The 18,361-nt window shown below is 61.3% G+C and carries 14 protein-coding genes; 11 read left to right on the forward strand and 3 right to left on the reverse strand.

What is annotated here, in order from left to right; genetic code table 11:
* Positions 1-161: 161 nt before the first annotated feature.
* Both ANI01nite_RS05585 and ANI01nite_RS05590 read left to right on the forward strand, forming a co-directional pair.
* Positions 162-1,433 (forward strand): MFS transporter, encoded by a 1,272-nt coding sequence (locus tag ANI01nite_RS05585; protein ID WP_141356583.1) that lies wholly within the window; start codon positions 162-164, stop codon positions 1,431-1,433.
* Complete coding sequence (locus ANI01nite_RS05590; RefSeq protein WP_141356584.1) at positions 1,430-2,104, forward strand: FadR/GntR family transcriptional regulator; 675 nt, start codon at positions 1,430-1,432, stop codon at positions 2,102-2,104. Before ANI01nite_RS05585 ends, ANI01nite_RS05590 begins: the two co-directional genes overlap by 4 nt.
* A gap of 27 nt (positions 2,105-2,131) precedes the next feature.
* On the opposite strand, the gene ANI01nite_RS05595 is transcribed toward ANI01nite_RS05590, so the two are convergent.
* Positions 2,132-3,274 carry a glutamate--cysteine ligase gene (locus ANI01nite_RS05595; RefSeq protein ID WP_141356586.1) on the reverse strand — a complete coding sequence of 381 codons (1,143 nt, stop codon included), beginning with the start codon at positions 3,272-3,274 and terminating at the stop codon, positions 2,132-2,134.
* A 155-nt stretch (positions 3,275-3,429) separates the two neighbouring features.
* A complete protein-coding gene (locus ANI01nite_RS05600) occupies positions 3,430-4,671 on the reverse strand; it encodes a THUMP-like domain-containing protein (protein WP_141356588.1) in 1,242 nt (413 codons plus the stop codon).
* Between the two features lie 455 nt (positions 4,672-5,126).
* Here ANI01nite_RS05600 and ANI01nite_RS05605 point away from each other — a divergent pair, with 455 nt between their 5' ends.
* The 5 genes from ANI01nite_RS05605 to guaB all read left to right on the forward strand — a co-directional run bounded on the left by ANI01nite_RS05605 (position 5,127) and on the right by guaB (position 13,102).
* Positions 5,127-6,683: an amino acid permease gene (locus ANI01nite_RS05605; protein ID WP_174787670.1), complete on the forward strand. Its 1,557-nt coding sequence runs from the start codon at positions 5,127-5,129 to the stop codon at positions 6,681-6,683.
* A gap of 204 nt (positions 6,684-6,887) precedes the next feature.
* The gene (gene groES, locus ANI01nite_RS05610) at positions 6,888-7,184 is read left to right on the forward strand and encodes a co-chaperone GroES (RefSeq protein ID WP_013349608.1); all 297 of its coding nucleotides are present in this window, start codon (positions 6,888-6,890) and stop codon (positions 7,182-7,184) included.
* A 33-nt stretch (positions 7,185-7,217) separates the two neighbouring features.
* Positions 7,218-8,822, forward strand: a complete 1,605-nt coding sequence (gene groL, locus ANI01nite_RS05615; RefSeq protein ID WP_038990688.1) for a chaperonin GroEL — start codon at positions 7,218-7,220, stop codon at positions 8,820-8,822.
* Positions 8,823-9,321: 499 nt separating this feature from the next.
* Positions 9,322-11,475, forward strand: a complete 2,154-nt coding sequence (locus ANI01nite_RS05620; protein ID WP_255314434.1) for an acyltransferase family protein — start codon at positions 9,322-9,324, stop codon at positions 11,473-11,475.
* Between the two features lie 121 nt (positions 11,476-11,596).
* Entirely contained in the window at positions 11,597-13,102 is a 1,506-nt protein-coding gene (gene guaB / locus ANI01nite_RS05625) for an IMP dehydrogenase (RefSeq protein WP_038990687.1), read from the forward strand.
* 267 nt (positions 13,103-13,369) lie between these two features.
* Here guaB and ANI01nite_RS05630 read toward each other — a convergent pair whose 3' ends face one another.
* Positions 13,370-13,924 carry a hypothetical protein gene (locus ANI01nite_RS05630; RefSeq protein WP_141356594.1) on the reverse strand — a complete coding sequence of 185 codons (555 nt, stop codon included), beginning with the start codon at positions 13,922-13,924 and terminating at the stop codon, positions 13,370-13,372.
* A gap of 274 nt (positions 13,925-14,198) precedes the next feature.
* Between ANI01nite_RS05630 and ANI01nite_RS05635 the strand changes: the two genes are divergently transcribed.
* The 4 genes from ANI01nite_RS05635 (at position 14,199) to ANI01nite_RS05650 (ending at position 18,298) form a co-directional block, all read left to right on the forward strand.
* Positions 14,199-15,473: a BtrH N-terminal domain-containing protein gene (locus ANI01nite_RS05635; protein ID WP_255314422.1), complete on the forward strand. Its 1,275-nt coding sequence runs from the start codon at positions 14,199-14,201 to the stop codon at positions 15,471-15,473.
* A gap of 174 nt (positions 15,474-15,647) precedes the next feature.
* Positions 15,648-16,799, forward strand: a complete 1,152-nt coding sequence (locus tag ANI01nite_RS05640) for a GuaB3 family IMP dehydrogenase-related protein (protein WP_066140656.1) — start codon at positions 15,648-15,650, stop codon at positions 16,797-16,799.
* A gap of 174 nt (positions 16,800-16,973) precedes the next feature.
* Entirely contained in the window at positions 16,974-17,783 is an 810-nt protein-coding gene (locus ANI01nite_RS05645) for an SURF1 family cytochrome oxidase biogenesis protein (protein ID WP_141356598.1), read from the forward strand.
* Positions 17,784-17,833: 50 nt separating this feature from the next.
* The gene (locus ANI01nite_RS05650; RefSeq protein ID WP_141356600.1) at positions 17,834-18,298 is read left to right on the forward strand and encodes a DUF3817 domain-containing protein; all 465 of its coding nucleotides are present in this window, start codon (positions 17,834-17,836) and stop codon (positions 18,296-18,298) included.
* Positions 18,299-18,361 lie beyond the last annotated feature (63 nt).

The raw sequence follows: 18,361 nt of genomic DNA on the forward strand, positions 1-18,361 counted from the left end.
TATGGATGTCTAGTGACCGGTTGGTGAACATTGGTAGTCCGCAGGCATTGTTGTGCATAAATAAAATGGGCGAACTTGCGTCTTTCGCGCTTGTGCCGGTCAGAACGTGGAACGAGTCACATGATTCGCTAAGCTAAACATCAAACGTCTAATGTTTAAACGTGATCGACAACTCCTCTGAATCAGTGCTTCCGCCAGGGGCCAACCTTCCGCGCAAATCCCCATGGCTGGCTGGTGCACTCGCTGTAGCAGCCGTTATTCTCGTGGGCCTGAACCTGCGCATGGGCATTGCCTCGGCATCGCCGCTATTCCATGACCTGCAGGAGATGATGGGGTACGGGACATTCGTCGCTTCGTTGCTGCCCACCATCCCGGTTTTGTGCTTTGCCGTAGCTGGCGCGGCAACGAGCCTGGTGATCCGCTGGACAGGCCTGGAATTGGGCATAGCGCTGTCCTTGCTGCTGCTGACCGCGGGCTTGGCCTTGCGTGTCGTCGATTCAACCTGGGCATTGCTGGCCGGCACCGTGGTAGGCATGTGCGGCTTGGCCATCTGCAATGTGGCAATGCCATCGTTCATCCGTGAGCACCACAGGAATCGTGCTGCGTCGATGACTGCTGCTTACACGACAACCATGTCCATCGGCGCGACGCTGGCCTCGGCGGTCAGCGTTCCACTGGCGGTTCAGGCGGGTTCTCCGACAACCGCCTTGGCCTTGTGCGCTATTCCCGCAGGCATGGCTTTGCTGGTCATGGTGCCGCTTTCCATTTCCGGGAAGGGTTCAGCCGTTGAAAAAGGCGCGCATGTTTCCCCGTGGCCGTTGCTGGCCACGCGCAAGGGCTTGCTGTTCACAACCGTTTTCGCCCTCCAGTCGCTGCTGGTCTACACCGTGGTCAGCTGGCTGCCGCACATTCTCATTTCGCGTGGGTTGGAGCCAGTTGATGCCGGATTGATGCTGGGCATCGTGCAGGGCGTCAGCATTCCGGCAGTCATGATCATGCTCTGGATGGCGTCGAAGCCGAATCTGCTGCGCAGTGCCTTCCTGCTGACAACCAGTTGCTCTGTCCTTGGCTTTATCGCGTTGCTGCTGTTGCCCGTGGGGCTTTCCTTGATCAGCTCGATCTTCATCGGCCTGGGTTTCGGGGTGTTCCCGCTGGTGATGCTCATGATCAGCCGCAGCGGCGGCAGCGCAGCGGAAACCACTGCACTGTCCACCGTGGCCCAATCTGTCGGCTACCTGCTTGCGGCCCTCGGCCCTTTCGCACTGGGACTCATGCAAGGCGCTTTGGGGTCGTGGACGGCTGGCCTGGTGATCATCATTGGCTTCTCCGTGATGCAGCTGTTGTTCTGCTTCAAGCTCGGCGGCTTGCGTACCGAAACCGATGAGCACCAGCTGATTGAAGTCGACAGCGATGCCGAAGTGGAGCGCTCATGAGCAAGACCCCGTTGCGTCCGCCGTTGTCCGAAGAGGTCGGAGGGAAGTTGCAGGCCGCCGTAGCCCAAGGCCGCTGGAAGGTCGGGGAACGGATACCGGCAGAGCCCGAGCTGATGGCTGAAATGGGTGTCTCCCGGGGGACCGTGCGCGAAGCCATCAAGGCGCTGGCCAGTACTGGCATCTTCGAGGTTCGCCGCGGTGATGGGACCTATGTGCGTGCGACCAGCGAGATCAGCGGCACCGCTCAACGCGTGTTTCGAGACCACTCAGACCAGGACGTGCTCCAGGTGCGCTTCGCCCTCGATACCCAGTCGGCCCGGCTCGCAGCGAAAGCTGCTGATGCGAAAGTCATCGAAAAGCTGCGCGCGCTGCTGAGCCAGCGAAGCGAGGCGTGGAAAGCCCGGGACTATCCGGCCTGGGCGCAAGCCGATTGGAAGTTCCATTTGGAAGTGGCGCGGGCATCCGGAGTTCCGCTGATGAGCGATATCTATGAGAGCTTCGGGGATGTCTTCCACGGAACCAAGATGGTCCAGCGGCTTTCCGATGGATTCGATGGCTGCCTGCACGAGGGCCACGAATCATTGGTGGACGCAATCCAGGCAGGCGACCCTGAAGCCGCCGCCAGAACCGTCATCAAGAACCTCGACTACTGCATGAGCTGGATGCCGTAATTTGCGACCATTGCGGTCCTGCCCAAGCTAGACGGCCTTCATTCGGCTCACGTTTTCCTGCACCACGGCCTTGAAGTCCCCGCCCGCAGCCGCAAAAGTATTGCGCTGCAGCTGGTATTCGGCACCGCGCTCGATCAAGCGGATGATGCCCTGCAATTCTTCGGAGCACCCCAGCTGCTCGGCGATCGGCGCCAGTCGCTTGACCTCTGAGCGCAGGTGGTCGGTCACCAGCATCTCATCGCCCTGCGCATTGAGGATGATGATGGCATCCAGTCCGTAGCGGGCGGCGCGCCACTTGTTCTCCACACGGAACCAGGCCGGCATGACCGGAATCTTGTAGCCGGCTTCGATGGACAGCGACATGTCGTGCACCAGGCACTGGGTCAGCGCGGTGATCGCGGCAATGTCCTCCAGCGAGCTGACGCCATCGCAGATGCGCATTTCCACGGTGCCCAAACGCGGCACCGGTCGCACATCCCAACGGATTTCCGAGACATCGTCAATGACCCCGGTGTGCAGCATGTCTGCCACGTGGGCTTCGTACTCGGACCACGAATCGAAGTGGAAAGGAATCCCTGCCGCCGGCAGCTGCTGGAACATCAGCGAACGCTGCGACGCGTAGCCGGTGTCTTCCCCGCCCCAGTAGGGGCTGGAAGCGCTGAGGGCCTGGAAATGCGGCTGGTAGTTGATCAGCCCGTCGGTGATGGGCAGAGCCTTCTCGCGGTCATCGAGTCCCACATGTACGTGCACGCCGTAGATCACCATCTGCCGTCCCCACCACTGGGTACGGTCAATCAGCTTGGCGTAGCGGTCTTTGTCCGTCACCGGCTGCAAGGTCGGTGCGGCAAACGGATGCGAACCTGCAGAGTACAAGTCCACCCCGTGATTGCCCGCCACCTCGTTGAGCATGCGCACATTGGTGCGCAGTTCCTCGGCCGCATCGGCCACGGTGGTGTGGACGCCGGTGACTACCTCGACGGTATTCATCAGCAGCTCCGGCTTCACCGTGGGATGCTCTTCATCATGGGGGAGGCCGGCCTCGTCCTTAAGCTGGTTGAGAATGTTCTCGGCAACCGAGCACAAGTCCGCACTTTCGCGATTGACCAAGGCAATTTCCCACTCGACACCGATGGTGGATTGGGAAGACTGGGCGAACTCGATTTTCTGCACGGCGCTCCTATTGATGACATCTCGGACGGACTGCTCCGGAGCCGAACCAAACGGATGGAGTACGCACCGATTGCCCGGTGATTCTCCATAATTATTGTATGTATTGCGCCGCTCCCGCCAGGGCAATGTTCCGGTGGGACCTGCGTCACCCCAGATTAGTGCGGGATGACCTCGAATGCTACGCGCTTGTCTCCCAGACGGGCCAGGATCAGCGTGGCCTTGTTCTTGGCGCTCTTGGGAGTGCCCGCTAGCAGAATGCGCCGCAGTTCTTCCGGAGTGACGTCGACTCCGCGCTTCTTGATATCCAGCGTGCCGATGCCGTTCGATTTCACCCAGCTGCGCAGCTTCTTGACGTTGTAGTCGTGGACTGCCAGGACTTTGTAGCCGCGCGCAAACGGCGTGGAAATCTGCTGCTCATGGGTGAAGTAGGCAATATGCTCATCGAGCAGATGACCGCCAGTCTGCTCCAGCAACGTCGAAATCAGGTGGGAGCGGATCACTGCGCCATCTGGTTCGTAGATGTGCGCTTCCAAGTCGCCTACCGGTGCAGGCTGGTCATTCTCTGCAGTTTCAGCACTGGACAATTCGTGGGCGCCGTCCTTGTCAATCACCAGCGCGGCGCGGGCAATGTCCTTGCGCTTGAGCTTGCCGAACCAGAGGCAGGCCTCGATGACCGATCCATGGTCCGAGATCCAGACCGCCTCGGCATTCTCCGGGATCGCTTCATGAGGAAGGCCAGGGCCCAGCTTCACTCCGACATCCAGCCCCGAGTCCACCAGTTTCTCCACGAAAGACAGCGGAGGGGAGAACGCCTCGGGGTCGAAGAGCCGACGGGTGCTCCCTTTCACGTCGGTGCGCCGCGCAGGATCCAGCCAGACACCATCAATGCCGGTCAGGTCCGTATCCTCGGCACTGCCGTGGATTACTTTGGCGTTGTCAAAGGGCATCAGGTTCAAGGTTGTGGCGGCCGCAGTCGTTTCATCCAGCTCAACGGCGGTGACCTGCAGTCCTGCGCTGGCAAGCGCAATCGAATCGGTGCCGATGCCGCATCCGAGGTCTGCCACATGGGTGGATCCGGCATTCGTGTAGCGGCGTGCATGCAGCCCTGCAATGGTCAGGCGGGTCGCTTGCTCCAATCCGGCCGGGGTCAGGACCAGCGAATCGGCGAATGGGCCGAATTTCACCCGAGCCCTGAATCGCAGCTCGGCCTGGGCCATGACAGCGCGGACCACCTTGGGGTCGTGGCCCTCCTTGCGCAGCTTCTCGTTAAGCGTCCAGGCGGCATCCTTTGAAGCCACCATGGATGGATCGATGGTGGAAAGCAGCTTCCAGCCATCTTCCGAAAGCAGAGCGGCGAATTGTTCAATCAGCGTGGAGTCATTTGAAGCCTGGGCCATGAACCAAGACTATCGTCGATGAGCCTCGGGCATGTGCGGGCATCGTGGTGCGTCCAGCCCGCAAAGAACGTGATCTATGTGACAAAAGCGCGTCATATTCGGAATTCACAGAATCACCGAGAAGGCATTGCCACGACTTGGTACGCGGGCCGGGAGCACCCGGGAAAGAAGCATCTTGAAGCCGGAGGATCTGAAATCCGAAACGCGCTAGAGAAAGGGATGCTTTTCCATGAGCATCAAATTGGTTAGAAAGCGTAATCCTTATTGCCATCTGGTGCATCCGACTAACAAGTAGAGCTCTCGCTGTTCTACAGTTCACCGTCGCCGTGCACGGGTTATCTGGACCGCGGAGCAGTATTGCCGGCAAGCGGGCAAACGCCTTCCGCAAAACGTGAAGTGATCCGCGTCGCATTCCGTCGCGCGACTGGTGTTGTATGGCATCTGTGATGAAACCTATGCAGCGAACGACAACGACGTCGACTATCGACCAAAAGACCGCGGCCGCTACGCCGGGGGATCCGGCGCCTCAGGCGCAGAACCAGCTCAAGCGCGGCATGAGCAGCCGCCACCTGCAGATGATCGCCATTGGCGGTTCCATCGGCACCGGGCTGTTCGTGGCCTCGGGCGGCACGATTGCCCAGGCGGGACCCGGCGGCGCATTGCTGGCCTATGCGGCCGTAGGACTCATGGTCTACCTGCTCATGCAGTCCCTGGGCGAGATGACCGCGAAGATCCCGGTGGCAGGATCCTTCCAGACCTTCGCCACCCGCTTCGTCTCTCCGTCCTTCGGATTCGCCATTGGCTGGAACTACTGGTTCAACTGGGCCATCACCGTCGCGGCGGAACTGGTCGCAGCCGGCATCGTGATGAGCTTCTGGCTGCCCGATGTTCCCGGTTGGGTCTGGGCAGGAGTCTTCCTGGTTGCGCTGACCGCATTGAACGCCCTGTCTGCCAAGGCCTTTGGCGAGGGGGAGTTCTGGCTGGCGCTGATCAAGGTGGCCACCGTCATCGCCTTCCTGGCCGCCGGCGTGCTGATGATCTTCGGCGTCCTCGGATCGCACGCCAATCCGCTGGCGAACTGGCACGAAGGCAAGGATGTATTCCATGGCGGCTGGCTGTCCATCGTCTCGGTATTCATGATTGCCGGTTTCTCCTTCCAGGGCACCGAGCTGGTGGGTGTAGCCGCCGGCGAAGCCAAGGATCCGCGACGCGAAGTGCCCAAGGCCATCCGCCGGGTGTTCTGGCGCATCATGCTCTTCTACATTGGCGCCATCTTCATCATCGGCTGCCTGATTCCCTTCACAGACCCGAGCCTGCTGGCCAGCGGCGAAGCGGACGTGGCATCCTCGCCGTTCACCCTGGTCTTCGAGCGGGCCGGCATCGCCTTTGCCGCGGCTGCCATGAATGCCGTCATCCTCACCGCCATCCTGTCAGCCGGCAATTCCGGGCTCTACGCGTCGACCCGCATGCTCTATGCCATGGCCCATGACGGCAAGGCGCCGAAAATCTTCGGGCGCACCAACTCTCGCGGCGTGCCGATCATGGCGCTGCTGGCCACCGCGGCGGTCGGCCTGTTCGGATTCCTCACCGCGCTGGTGGGCCAGGGTGCGGCCTATACCTGGCTGCTGAACGTCTCGGGCCTGTGCGGGTTCATCGTCTGGGTGGGCATCGCCGTCTCCCATTACCGGTTCCGCCGCGGCTACCTCGCGCAGGGCTACAGCGCAAAGGACCTGCCCTATGTGGCCCCGCTCTTCCCGCTGGGGCCGATAGTCGCGTTCCTGATGCTCATCGCAGTGATCATCGGGCAGAACTACCAAGCGGTGCTCGCAGGCCATGCCCTGGAAGTGCTTTCGGCCTATATCGGCTTGCCGCTGTTCCTCGGGCTGTGGCTGGTGCATCGCATGGTGACCAAGTCCAAGCTGGTCAAGCTCACCGAGATGGACCTGAATGCTCCGGAGGACATCGAGGAGTCCGCGGCTGTGCGCTCTGCGCGAACCGGTATGAAGAACTAGGGCAATGATTAGCACTCACCTTGACCGAGTGCTAAAGCTCGTCCTAAAGTCATGTGTGGGTGTCGCATTGGAAGTTGCATCTGCAGCTTGCAGCGTGGCACACCGCCTGACTGGATACCACCAACTGGCACCGCGACGACGGTTGGTCCAATGCCATAGGGCGCACCCCTACAACCATTGGTTCATACACGAAAAGGAGAGACCATGTCTGTCTCCATCAAGCCGCTCGAAGACCGCATTGTCATCAAGCAGGTCGAAGCCGTAACCACCACTGCTTCGGGCCTGGTCATCCCAGACTCCGCTAAGGAAAAGCCGCAGGAAGGCACCGTAGTTGCAGTAGGCCCAGGCCGCATCGACGACAACGGCAACCGCATTCCTCTGGATGTCGCAGAAGGCGACGTAGTCCTGTACTCGAAGTACGGCGGAACCGAGGTCAAGGTCGGCAACGAAGAGTACCTGGTGCTCTCGGCTCGCGACGTACTGGCAGTCGTCGTAAAGTAACGCCAACCTCTCTAAAGTTTCAGGAGAAAATGCATGGCTAAGCAGCTAGCATTCAACGAGGATGCACGACGCGCCCTCGAAGCGGGCATCGATAAGCTCGCAAACACGGTGAAGGTCACCCTCGGCCCACGCGGCCGCAACGTGGTGCTTGCCAAGACCTGGGGCGCCCCGACCATCACCAACGACGGTGTCACCATTGCGCGTGAGATCGATCTGGAAGATTCATACGAGAACCTTGGCGCGCAGCTGGCCAAGGAAGTAGCCACCAAGACCAATGACGTAGCAGGCGACGGCACCACCACCGCCACCGTGCTCGCCCAGGCCCTGGTCAAGGAAGGCCTGAAGAACGTCGCCGCTGGCGCCGCTCCAGGCGATGTCCGCAAGGGCATTGAACTGGCTGTCGAGATCGTCTCTGACGCACTGGCAGCAAACGCCGTGGCCGTCGAGGACAAGGTTGCCAACGTTGCCGCGATCTCCGCGCAGTCGGATGAAATCGGCGAACTGCTGGCCAAGGCCTTCAAGACCGTGGGCACCGATGGCGTAATCACCATCGAAGAGTCCTCTACTACCGCCACCGAGCTGGTCCTGACCGAAGGCATGCAGTTCGACAAGGGCTACCTCTCGCCGCAGTTCATCACCGACCAGGAGCGCCAGGAAGTTGTCCTGGAAGACGCGCTGATCCTGATCAACCCGGGCAAGATCTCCACCGTGGCAGAATTCCTGCCGCTGCTGGAAAAGGTCCTGGAAGCGAAGAAGCCGCTGCTGATCATCGCCGAGGACGTCGAGGGCGAAGCCCTGTCCACCCTGGTGGTCAACAAGCTGCGTGGCCTGCTGAACGTGGTAGCCGTCAAGGCTCCAGGCTTCGGCGACCGCCGCAAGGCCATGATGCAGGATCTGGCCATCCTCACCGGTGCCCAGGTTGTCTCCTCGGAACTGGGCCTGTCCCTGGACCAGGTTGGCACCGAGGTGCTCGGCTCGGCACGCCGCGTGACCATCACCAAGGATTCCACCACCATCGTTGATGGCGCTGGCACGGACGAGGATGTGGCAGAGCGCGTAGCCCAGCTGAAGGCTGAGCTGAACCGCACCGATTCGGAGTGGGACCGCGAGAAGCTCTCCGAGCGTCTGGCCAAGCTGTCCGGCGGCATCGGCGTAATCAAGGTGGGCGCTTCCACCGAGGTCGAGCTGAAGGAACGCAAGCACCGCATCGAGGACGCAGTGTCCTCGACCCGTGCGGCGCTGGAAGAAGGCATCGTTGCCGGTGGCGGTACCGCCCTGGTCGATGCCCTGGCTTCGCTGGATACCGATGCCCGCATCGCCGCCACCGAAGGCGACGTAGCAGCAGGCGTAGCGATTGTTCGCCGCGCCCTGGTGCAGCCGCTGTTCTGGATCGCTACCAACGCAGGCTTCGACGGTTCGGTAGTTGCCTCCAAGGTCGCAGAGTCCGGCGCCAACGAAGGCTTCAACGCCAAGACCGGTGTATACGAGAACCTGCTGCACGCAGGCGTCATCGACCCGGTCAAGGTCACCCGTTCGGCACTGCGCAACGCAGCGTCGATCGCGGCCTTGGTGCTGACAACCGAGACCCTGGTGGCAGAGAAGGCCGAAGAAGCAGACGAAGAAGCGCACAGCCACTAAGGCCAAGCGTGAAGCATGGGCATTGTGCCCGTGCGCGAAAGCCGCCGCCGGGACCAGCCTCAAGCTGGTTCCGGTGGCGGCTTTCTCCATGCTGCCTTCAGATAGCGAGACAGGTTGGAAAGCATGGAACCGGAAAAGCACGCTGGGTCCAAGCTGTGGCCAGGTAGTACCCTTGGCCAAGCTTCGAGCGGAGCGCCATGCATCTGGCAGAGTACATGCATCTTCCTGTCCTGAGCCGTAGCAACTGCCTTTTCGGCATCCCAATTGCGCCGCGTCGGGCCCAAGGCAAATTGCGCCATTGCATGTTGGCATAGCCCGAGATGCGTGGTTTTGAGCATGAACCGCCGGAATTCCGGTGACATTTTTCCAAGGAGCCGCAACTAAACCATCACAAGTCAGCACTATGGGAGCTTTCTGCACTCGAGGCAGAACAGTTGTGGAAAACGCTAGATGGGGAAGAACGCGTGGTGCGGATTGATAAGATGGTTGGTTGTCTGACGTGATTCGAGAAGAAAGCGCCGAGGACCATTTCCTGTTCCCGACGAAAGCGCAGCCAGTGACCCATACCTTGGATCAACCTCGGAAAACCACGGAACGTGCCGGTTTCCGAGTTGATTTGCAGGGACTTCGCGCCCTCGCAGTCCTGCTGGTGATGTGCTATCACATCTGGTTCTCCCGGGTCTCCGGCGGTGTGGACATCTTCTTGATGCTCTCCGCTTTCTTCCTGACTTCCTCCACTGCCCGGCGCATTGCCCGCGGGCAGCGCCCGCCCCTGCTGGACGGCTGGCTGCATCGATTTTCCCGCCTGATCCCGCAAGCCGCGGTGGTCATCATAGGCGTGGTCATCGCTGCGTGGATCATCCTGCCAAGCACCCGTTGGCTGGAACTGATTGACCAGTCCAATGCCTCCCTGTTCTATTGGCAGAACTGGTACCTCTCGAACCACCAGGTGGACTACTACGCCTTCAACACCGCTGCCGCCTCGCCGCTTCAGCATTTCTGGTCCTTGTCGGTCCAGGGCCAGATCTTCATCATCTGGCCGCTGGTGCTCGCCGGCAGCGCACTGGTCTGGAAGAAGTTCTTCTCCCGCCGCAGCTTCGCGCTGGTAGCCGGCAACGCCTTCGGTGCCATCTTCGTAGGCTCGCTGGCATATTCCATCCACATCACCGCCACCAACCAGCAGGTCGCGTATTTCCACACTGGCGCGCGACTGTGGGAATTCGCGCTCGGCTCGCTGCTGGCTTTGGCCCTGCCATGGCTGTCCACCCTGCCGGAGAAGATCCGCCGCATTGGCGGCTGGGCAGGACTGGTCACCGTGATCGGCAGCGGTGCCGTGCTCGATGTGCAGGGACAGTTCCCGGGCTTCATGGCGCTGGTTCCCACCGTCGCCGCCGCGCTGGTGATTGCCGCCCCGGCTCCGCGCAGCTGGGCCAACCCATCCGGCCTGCTTTCCCTGCCCCCGCTGGTCAAGCTGGGCGACCTGTCCTACGGCATGTACCTGTGGCACTGGCCCATGCTGGTCTTCTACCTTGAGGTCTCCGGCAATGAGAAGGCCTCCTTCCTGGCTGGTGCCATCCTCATCGCGGCATCCATCGGCGCCTCGTGGTGCACCACCAAGTTCATTGAGAAGCCGGCCATCGCCTGGCAGGCCAGCCCAAGCTTCTCGCGCTTGATACCGCAGGCCGGCTTCAAGCTGATCGCCCAGTTCGCGGTTGTTGCATTGGGAATTGGCGTAGCCAGCCTCCCTGTACTGGCATGGGAGAACAATGTCGAGCACCGCCGTGCCCTGGCTGCGGCGCAGACCGATACTGACAACCCCGGTGCCAACGCGACCGAGGACTGGGATCCATCGCCTGCTGCCTTGACCTTGCCGCTGGCCACCGAGCTGGATAGCGAGTGGCAGACCCCGGGCATCGCCTGCGAAGGGCCCAACGCCCCCGAGGATAAGCGGATCCACTTCTGCGAGCAGGGCGGCGACTTTGACGGGGGAGCACCGGACCTGGTGCTGCTCGGCGATTCCCACATGCAGCACTGGTCTGCGGCGGCATCGGCAATGATCGAGGAAGCCGGCGGAAGCTGGATCCTGGTCTACGAGCCAGGATGCCGCTACGGTTCCGATGCGGATCGCGTGGATGAAACCTGCTCCGACTTCCAGGATGCCGCGCAGGACTATGTCGCGGATTTGGCGCCGCAAATGGTGCTGACCACCGCCAGCAAAACCGTTGCTGCCCCGGATGCCATGCTGCGCAGCCCGGGAGAGCAGGAAACCTTGGTGGACAACTACGCCGAGATGATCCAGCCGCTGCTGGATGCGGGAAGCCGCGTCATCGCGATGCGCGATACCCCGCGCTACACCTACTCCATTCCCGAATGCGTGGATTCCAACAAGGGCGAATTGGACAACTGCGATGGCTCGGCCGGCTACGCCTTGAATAGCGTGAACCCTGTAGAGCAGTTCCTGGATTCGAAGGATTACGGGAACCAGGTTGTTTCCCTCGACATGACGGGGTTGCTCTGCCCCGACGGGGTCTGCAAAGCTGTCATTGGAAATGTCCTGACGTATCTGGACGATTCGCACCTGTCCAAGACCTTCGTGCTCAGCGCCAAGCGCCAGTTCACCACCTCCTTCAAGGAAGCAACAAACTGGGAATAAGTCACCATGGATACGGTGCGAAGCATGAGCTTGAACACAGTGCACCACGAAGGAATAACTGGAACGCCAAAAGAGCTCTACCATTTAACCAACCTCCGCTGTCGCCCCGAAAGGTTTCCACGTGACTGAGTTCAACCCCTTTGCTTTTGAAGGACTCACCTACGACGACGTTCTGCTGTTGCCTGGCCCGACGGATGTGATTCCTTCGGAGGCGGACACCACCACTCGCTTCACCAAGCGCATCAACATCCAGGTGCCAATCAGCTCCGCCGCCATGGACACCGTGACCGAGGCTCCAATGGCCATTGCGCTGGCACGCCAGGGCGGCATCGGCGTGATCCACCGCAACCTGTCCATCGAGGACCAGGCTAAGCAGGTTGACCAGGTCAAGCGCAGCGAATCGGGCATGATCACCGACCCGGTCACCGTCCACCCGGGTGCCACCTTGGCCGACTGGGATGAGCTGTGCGCCCAGTACCGCGTTTCCGGCCTGCCGGTAGTCGACGAGAACCGCAAGCTGATGGGCATCATCACCAACCGCGACACCCGTTTTGTTCCGCGCGAGCAGTACATGACCACCAAGGTCTACGAAGTCATGACCGGCATGCCGCTGATCACCGCCAAGGAAGGCGTATCGCGCGAGACCGTTATCGAGCTGCTGTCCAAGAACCGCATCGAGAAGCTGCCGCTGATCGATGACGAGGGCAAGCTGACCGGCCTGATCACCGTCAAGGACTTCGACAAGGCAGAGCAGTACCCGTTGGCCACCAAGGACGAGGACGGCCGCCTGCGCGTAGCCGCAGCCGTGGGCTTCTTCGGCGAAGGCTACGAGCGCGCCATGACCCTGATCGACGCCGGCGTTGACGCATTGGTTGTCGACACCGCCAATGGTCACTCGCAGGGCGTGCTCGACATGATCGCCCGTCTGAAGAAGGACCCAGCCGCTGCGCACGTGGATGTCATCGGCGGCCAGGCAGCAACCTACGACGGTGCCAAGGCGCTGATCGATGCTGGTGCCGACGCGATCAAGGTCGGCGTTGGCCCAGGCTCCATCTGCACCACCCGCATTGTTGCCGGCGTGGGCGTCCCGCAGGTAACCGCGATCTACGAAGCAGCCAAGGCCGCGATTCCAGCTGGCGTGCCAGTGATCGCCGACGGCGGTCTGCAGCATTCGGGCGACATCGGCAAGGCACTGGTTGCCGGCGCCGACTCGGTCATGCTCGGCTCCCTGCTGGCAGGCACCGCAGAATCCCCCGGCGATCTGGTCTTCATGGGCGGCAAGCAGTTCAAGGCCTACCGCGGCATGGGTTCGCTGGGCGCCATGGAAACCCGCGGCAAGAACACCTCGTACTCCAAGGACCGCTACTTCCAGGCGGATGCCCCATCGAACGAGAAGCTGATTCCTGAAGGCATCGAAGGCCAGGTGCCTTACCGCGGCCCGCTGTCCGCAGTCACCCACCAGCTGGTTGGCGGCCTGCGCCAGACCATGTTCTACGTTGGCGGACGCACCGTTCCGGAGCTGAAGGCACGCGGCAAGTTCGTCCGCATCACCGCTGCAGGTCTGAAGGAATCCCACCCGCACGACATCATGATGACCGTTGAGGCTCCGAACTACCGTTCGCGCTAAACGCATCTGATAGGGAAACCCCACCAAGCAAAGAGTTCTGCTTGGTGGGGTTTTCGTTGCAGCTTTCGCCGGAGTTCTCACGACCACATGCCAATGTGCCAGTGGCAGCTAGGAGGTCGGTTGCCCAATGCCAGGAGCAATACGGTTCGCAGCGGGGCACGAGCCGAGGTGCCCACGGGCGCAACGCCGCAGGCAATGCGTTCAGAAACGAATCAGGCTAGGGATGTTCGTGTTTCCTAGAGGTCTGGTGGCCGATGGGGTTCGTCTTCAGCTTTCGAATGGAGGCCAATCTTCACGAGTTGCCACGTATTTGAATTCTCCATCTTGTGTAACCACTGTGACAGAGCGAAGGTTCTTGTCCTGTTCTCCGACGCGGAGCATCGTGTTGCTGCCTACGTAGGCCAAATCGGACCGGGCGTCGACTTCCCACTCATAGGGTTCAAGGGTAATCAGCAATTCACCGTATTCGGGCGCTTCAAAGGGAAGCATATGCCCATGTGGATCCGTTGGGTACCACTTCAAGAAATCCTCCGGCTCATCGATGTCCATGACAACGTCCTCCCAGCCCTCATTGATTTCGTCCATCCATTGCTGCATCTTTTCATCGGCCCAGTCCTGCAGCTCTTTGTCCGAATAGTCCTCGGATGCTTTCGAAGCCGTCGGTTCTGCAAGTGCTGGCAGTTCGGATGTTTCCTGTTGCCCAGGAGCAGGCTCGACTGCAGTTGTAGAGGCCCGGACCTGCTCAAATCCGGCAGAAGTGCAAGATGCCAAAGCCAGAGCTGCGATGGCAAGCAGAGGCAAACAGGTCAGCGATTTGCGCACGGTTATCTTTCTGAAGAGGAGGGGAGTGATGCTAGACGTCAGGCTAAGGGAACACAGGGACAAAGACGCCTCATCGCGATCTAGTGGACTCATGCGTGGGACTGACTTGTCCAGAAGCACAGTGCACAAGGCATCCAGTACCAGCGACCCCACGTAGAATGAAAGCTCGGCAATACCTCTCGGTGCGCGGGAACCACCCGCAAGTGAGCGAACGTCAACGAAGGACATCAATTTGGGCCAGCCAGCCAATCTGAAGAAGCAAACTCGCCAGCGAATGGAGCGCACGGGGGAGAGCTACACGACCGCGCGCAAGAACATCCTGGCCGGCAAGCCTGAAAGCCCGCGGGCAGCCCGCGCCGCGGCCGCACGCGACTACGCGAAGGAAGCACGCGAGAAAGCCAAGGCGCAAGCCAAGAAGGACAAGGAAGCTCCGGCAGCTTCGCCGGCTGACGAGTTGCCTGAATACCCGGCCCCAGAAGATGTCATCCAATACGATGCCGCGCTGTGGCACCGCGTGCTGGTTCAAGCTGGCGTCACCAACAAGCACACCGGCCAACCGCTGAGCCAGGCGCTGCTCGCCGGTCTTGCTGGCGGCATTGGCTTCATGGCCTTCACCCACGAAGGCGGCGAAGAAACCGCAGTAACCCTGGTGACTCGGCACAACCCGGAGCCGTACACCCAGAACCTGCTGGCCCGCTGCGGTGCCACGGTCACCGAACGCACCACCGGCTCAGCTGAACGCGCCGCCGAATACATGGACGCCGCCCTGGACGCAGGCCGCGCCGTCGTGGTTCGCGTGGCAATCAGCGCGCTGCCATGGATCGACGGCACTACGGTGGATGAAGCCGAGACCCTGGACCTCGCCGTGGTTGGCGAGCACAAGAAAGACCTGCTGGTTGATGACGGATCCGGTGCCCTGAACCTGATCAGCCCCAAGGAGCTGGCCATCGCCCGTGCGATGCGCAAGAAGGAAAAGCACTGGCAGGCGTGGATCCCGTCCACGCGCTCGCCGAAGACCGAAACCCTGGCCGCCAACGCTGTGGAGGCTATCGAGGAAACCACCGCTCGGTTGCTGGGCACCAGCGAGCTGTCCGGGGTCCCGGTGCACTTCGCCAAGAATTTCGGCATTACCGGAATGCGCACTTTGGCCACGCGACTGCGCGATTCCGAGTCCAAGACCGGCTGGTCCCAGATCTTCGCAAGCCAGCAAGCGCTAGCCAATGGCCTGGACCAGCTGGCCGGGTTTTTCTCTGATACGCGCTTCAGCGGTGAAGGCGCATTGCGCGGGCTATACTCCGACTTCCTTGCCGAAGCAGCCGTACTTCCGGGTCTCTCGGCGTTGGCAGCGCACGTGGATGCGTATCAGCAGTTGTCTGCGCAATGGGACGAATTCGCTGACCTGATCGATCCAGAGATCGAATTCTCACAGCGCGCAGAGCACTTCGCATTACTGGCAGACGCGATAGAGCGGATCGCCGAAGCCGAGGAGCAGGCCGCGACCGCCTTGGCCGCAACAGCAAAGCAGTTGGCCGCCAAGACGGCGAAGTAAATCTGGCTCGACATTCGCTCCGGCATCGGGTGATATTGCTCACGGAATGCCGGGGCATTGTTGTCCCGGTGCGCATCCAGCCGCCGGATGACTCGAAGCTGTCGACGCCGCATCATCTATGGCCAGCGCACTGCCAAAAGCGGGATTATCCCGGAATCTTGGTAACCTAGTTAGGTGAGTAACGAGATTGAGATCGGCCGCGGCAAGCGGGCAACTAAGGCATATTCCCTGGACGACGTAGCGATCGTACCGAATCGCCGTACCCGTGATCCGAAGGACGTATCGGTGTCCTGGCAGATCGACGCCTTCCAGTTCGACACCCCTATCCTGGGCGCACCAATGGATTCGGTGACCTCCCCGGCGACCGCCATTGCACTGGGCAAGCTCGGCGGACTGGGCGTGCTGAACCTCGAGGGCCTGTGGACCCGCTACGAGAATCCGGAAGCAGTGCTGGCTGAAATCGCCGGCCTGGAGTCCGAGGCGGCGACCCGCAACGACCCCAAGATCACCGCCAAGCTGCAGGAACTGTATGCGGCTCCAATCCAGCCAGAGCTGATCACCTCGCGTATCTCCGAGATCCGCGACTCGGGTGTTGTCGTTGCCGGCTCGCTGACTCCGCAGCGCACGCAGGAGCACTACAAAACCGTGGTCGCCGCTGGCGTTGACATCTTTGTCATCCGCGGCACGACCGTCTCGGCCGAGCACGTCTCTAAGACCACCGAACCGCTGAACCTGAAGCAGTTCATCTATGAACTCGACGTCCCAGTGATCGTCGGCGGCGCAGCTGGCTACACCCCGGCCATGCACCTGATGCGCACCGGCGCAGCAGGCGTGCTGGTCGGCTTCGGTGGCGGCGCATCCTCGACCACCCGCCGCACCCTGGGCATCCATGCCCCGATGGCTACAGCAATTGCCGACGTGGCAGCTGCCCGCCGCGACTACATCGAAGAGTCCGGCGGACGCTACGTCCATGTCATCGCCGACGGCGGCATGGGCAACTCCGGCGACATCGTCAAGGCCATCGCCATGGGCGCCGACGCAGTGATGCTTGGTACCGCGCTGGCCCGCGCCGATGAAGCGCCAGGCGCTGGCTACCACTGGGGCATGGAAGCTGTTCACGAGGCCAGCCCACGCGGCGACCGCGCCAAGGTCGGTACCGTCGGCTCGCTGGAGAAGGTACTGCACGGCCCATCGCATGAGACCAACGGCACCTCGAATCTGGTTGGCGCGCTGCGCCGCTCGATGGCCACCACCGGCTACTCGACGCTGAAGGAGTTCCAGCGCGTCGATGTCGTGCTTTCCCCTTACGAATCGGATCGCTTCTAGCGGATCTCGATCTGGCCCCGTTCTTCTGCTGAAGGGCGGGGCCAGTGCCATGTGCACGCTGGGTCTCAACGAATGGATAAGCAAGTTGGTTCCACCAGCGGAAAATAAGGCAACAGGGCTAATCTCACGCCCTTGCATTTCGAGTTCTACGCCAAATAGAAGTACCGTTAGAGTGTGCTTAAAACCGCTCTGAAGCCCAAATGGATCGCCGCCCTGCTTGCCGCGCTAGCGATCGCCACCGGATTCGTCCTGCTCTCCGGATGGCAGTTTGGCGCCTCCGAAACCGAGCCGCCGGTCAAGATCGACAAGACCGAGAAGCCGGTTGCGCTGATCGAGCATCAGGAAGTCGGCAAGGAACTGCTGGGCATCAAGGCAGACCAGATCATCACCATGGAGGGCGAATTCGTCCCCGGCACCGATCAGCTGATTTCGCCGCGGCTCAATGGGGAACAGCGCGGTGTCTGGGTGGTCACCGAGTTCAAGGTCGAGGGCGCGGACAAGGACGCCGGCATCGCCGTGGTACGCGGCTGGCAGCCTGAAGCAACCAAGCCTGCACCGGCACCGGAGGGCGATCTGGAAATCACCGGCCGCCTGCTGCCAAGCGAAGGCCCGGAATTCCGCGTGGACCTGCGCAGCCCGACGCTGCCTACGGTCGCCTCGGCGCAGCTGGCGAATATCTGGGATTCGATCCTCTATGAAGGATTCGTCTCGGCCCACGAAATCACCACGGCCAAGGGCGAGGCCGCAACGCAGGCGGGCCTGGAGCTCGTCCATGTCGGCCCGCAGCCCCAAGAAGGCCAGATCAACTGGCTGAACGTCTTCTACGGCCTGGAATGGGTTCTCTTCGCAGGCTTCGCCATCTTCCTCTGGTACCGCATGGTGCGCGATGACTACCAGCGAGACCTTGACGAGATTGCTGAGCGCGCCGCCGAAGCACATCACAAGGGCGGCAATGCCACCCAGGCTGGCAACAGCAACGAATAGCATTTCACGCACACCGCACTTCTTACCGAAATCGGAAGGAACCACCAACGATGTCCAGCACCACCCCGGCACCGAAGCCCCGGAAATTCGGCGGCACACCTAAGCAGATCCGTGCAGCCGCGAACTTCTACAAGGTCTTCGCCTACGTCACCGGCGTGATGCTGCTGCTGCTCGTGCTGGAAATGATCTTCAAGTACTTCTGGTCCTTGGAACTGTTCGTGGGCGGCACCCTGGTGGATGGCACGTCCAACGCCATCGGAATGTACAACCGCGCAGAGGTGGCCGGGGGACTGAACCTCTCGCTGGGCATCCTGATTGCGCACGGCTGGCTCTACGTGGTGTACCTGTTTGCAGACTTCCGCCTGTGGTCGCTGATGCGCTGGCCGTTCATGCGCTTCATTACGATTGCGCTGGGCGGCGTGGTTCCATTCCTGTCCTTCTGGACCGAAGCCAAGGTGCACGCTGAAGTTGATCGCGAGCTGGCGGCCCATCCGAAGGCGGCCAAGCGCTACTGACACTGCAGCGCAGTGCATTGCAAGGGCGGATCGGTTCATCCCAGGTGAACCGATCCGCCCTTG

The organism is Glutamicibacter nicotianae, assembly GCF_006539525.1.
Classification (GTDB): Bacteria; Actinomycetota; Actinomycetes; order Actinomycetales; family Micrococcaceae; genus Glutamicibacter; species Glutamicibacter nicotianae.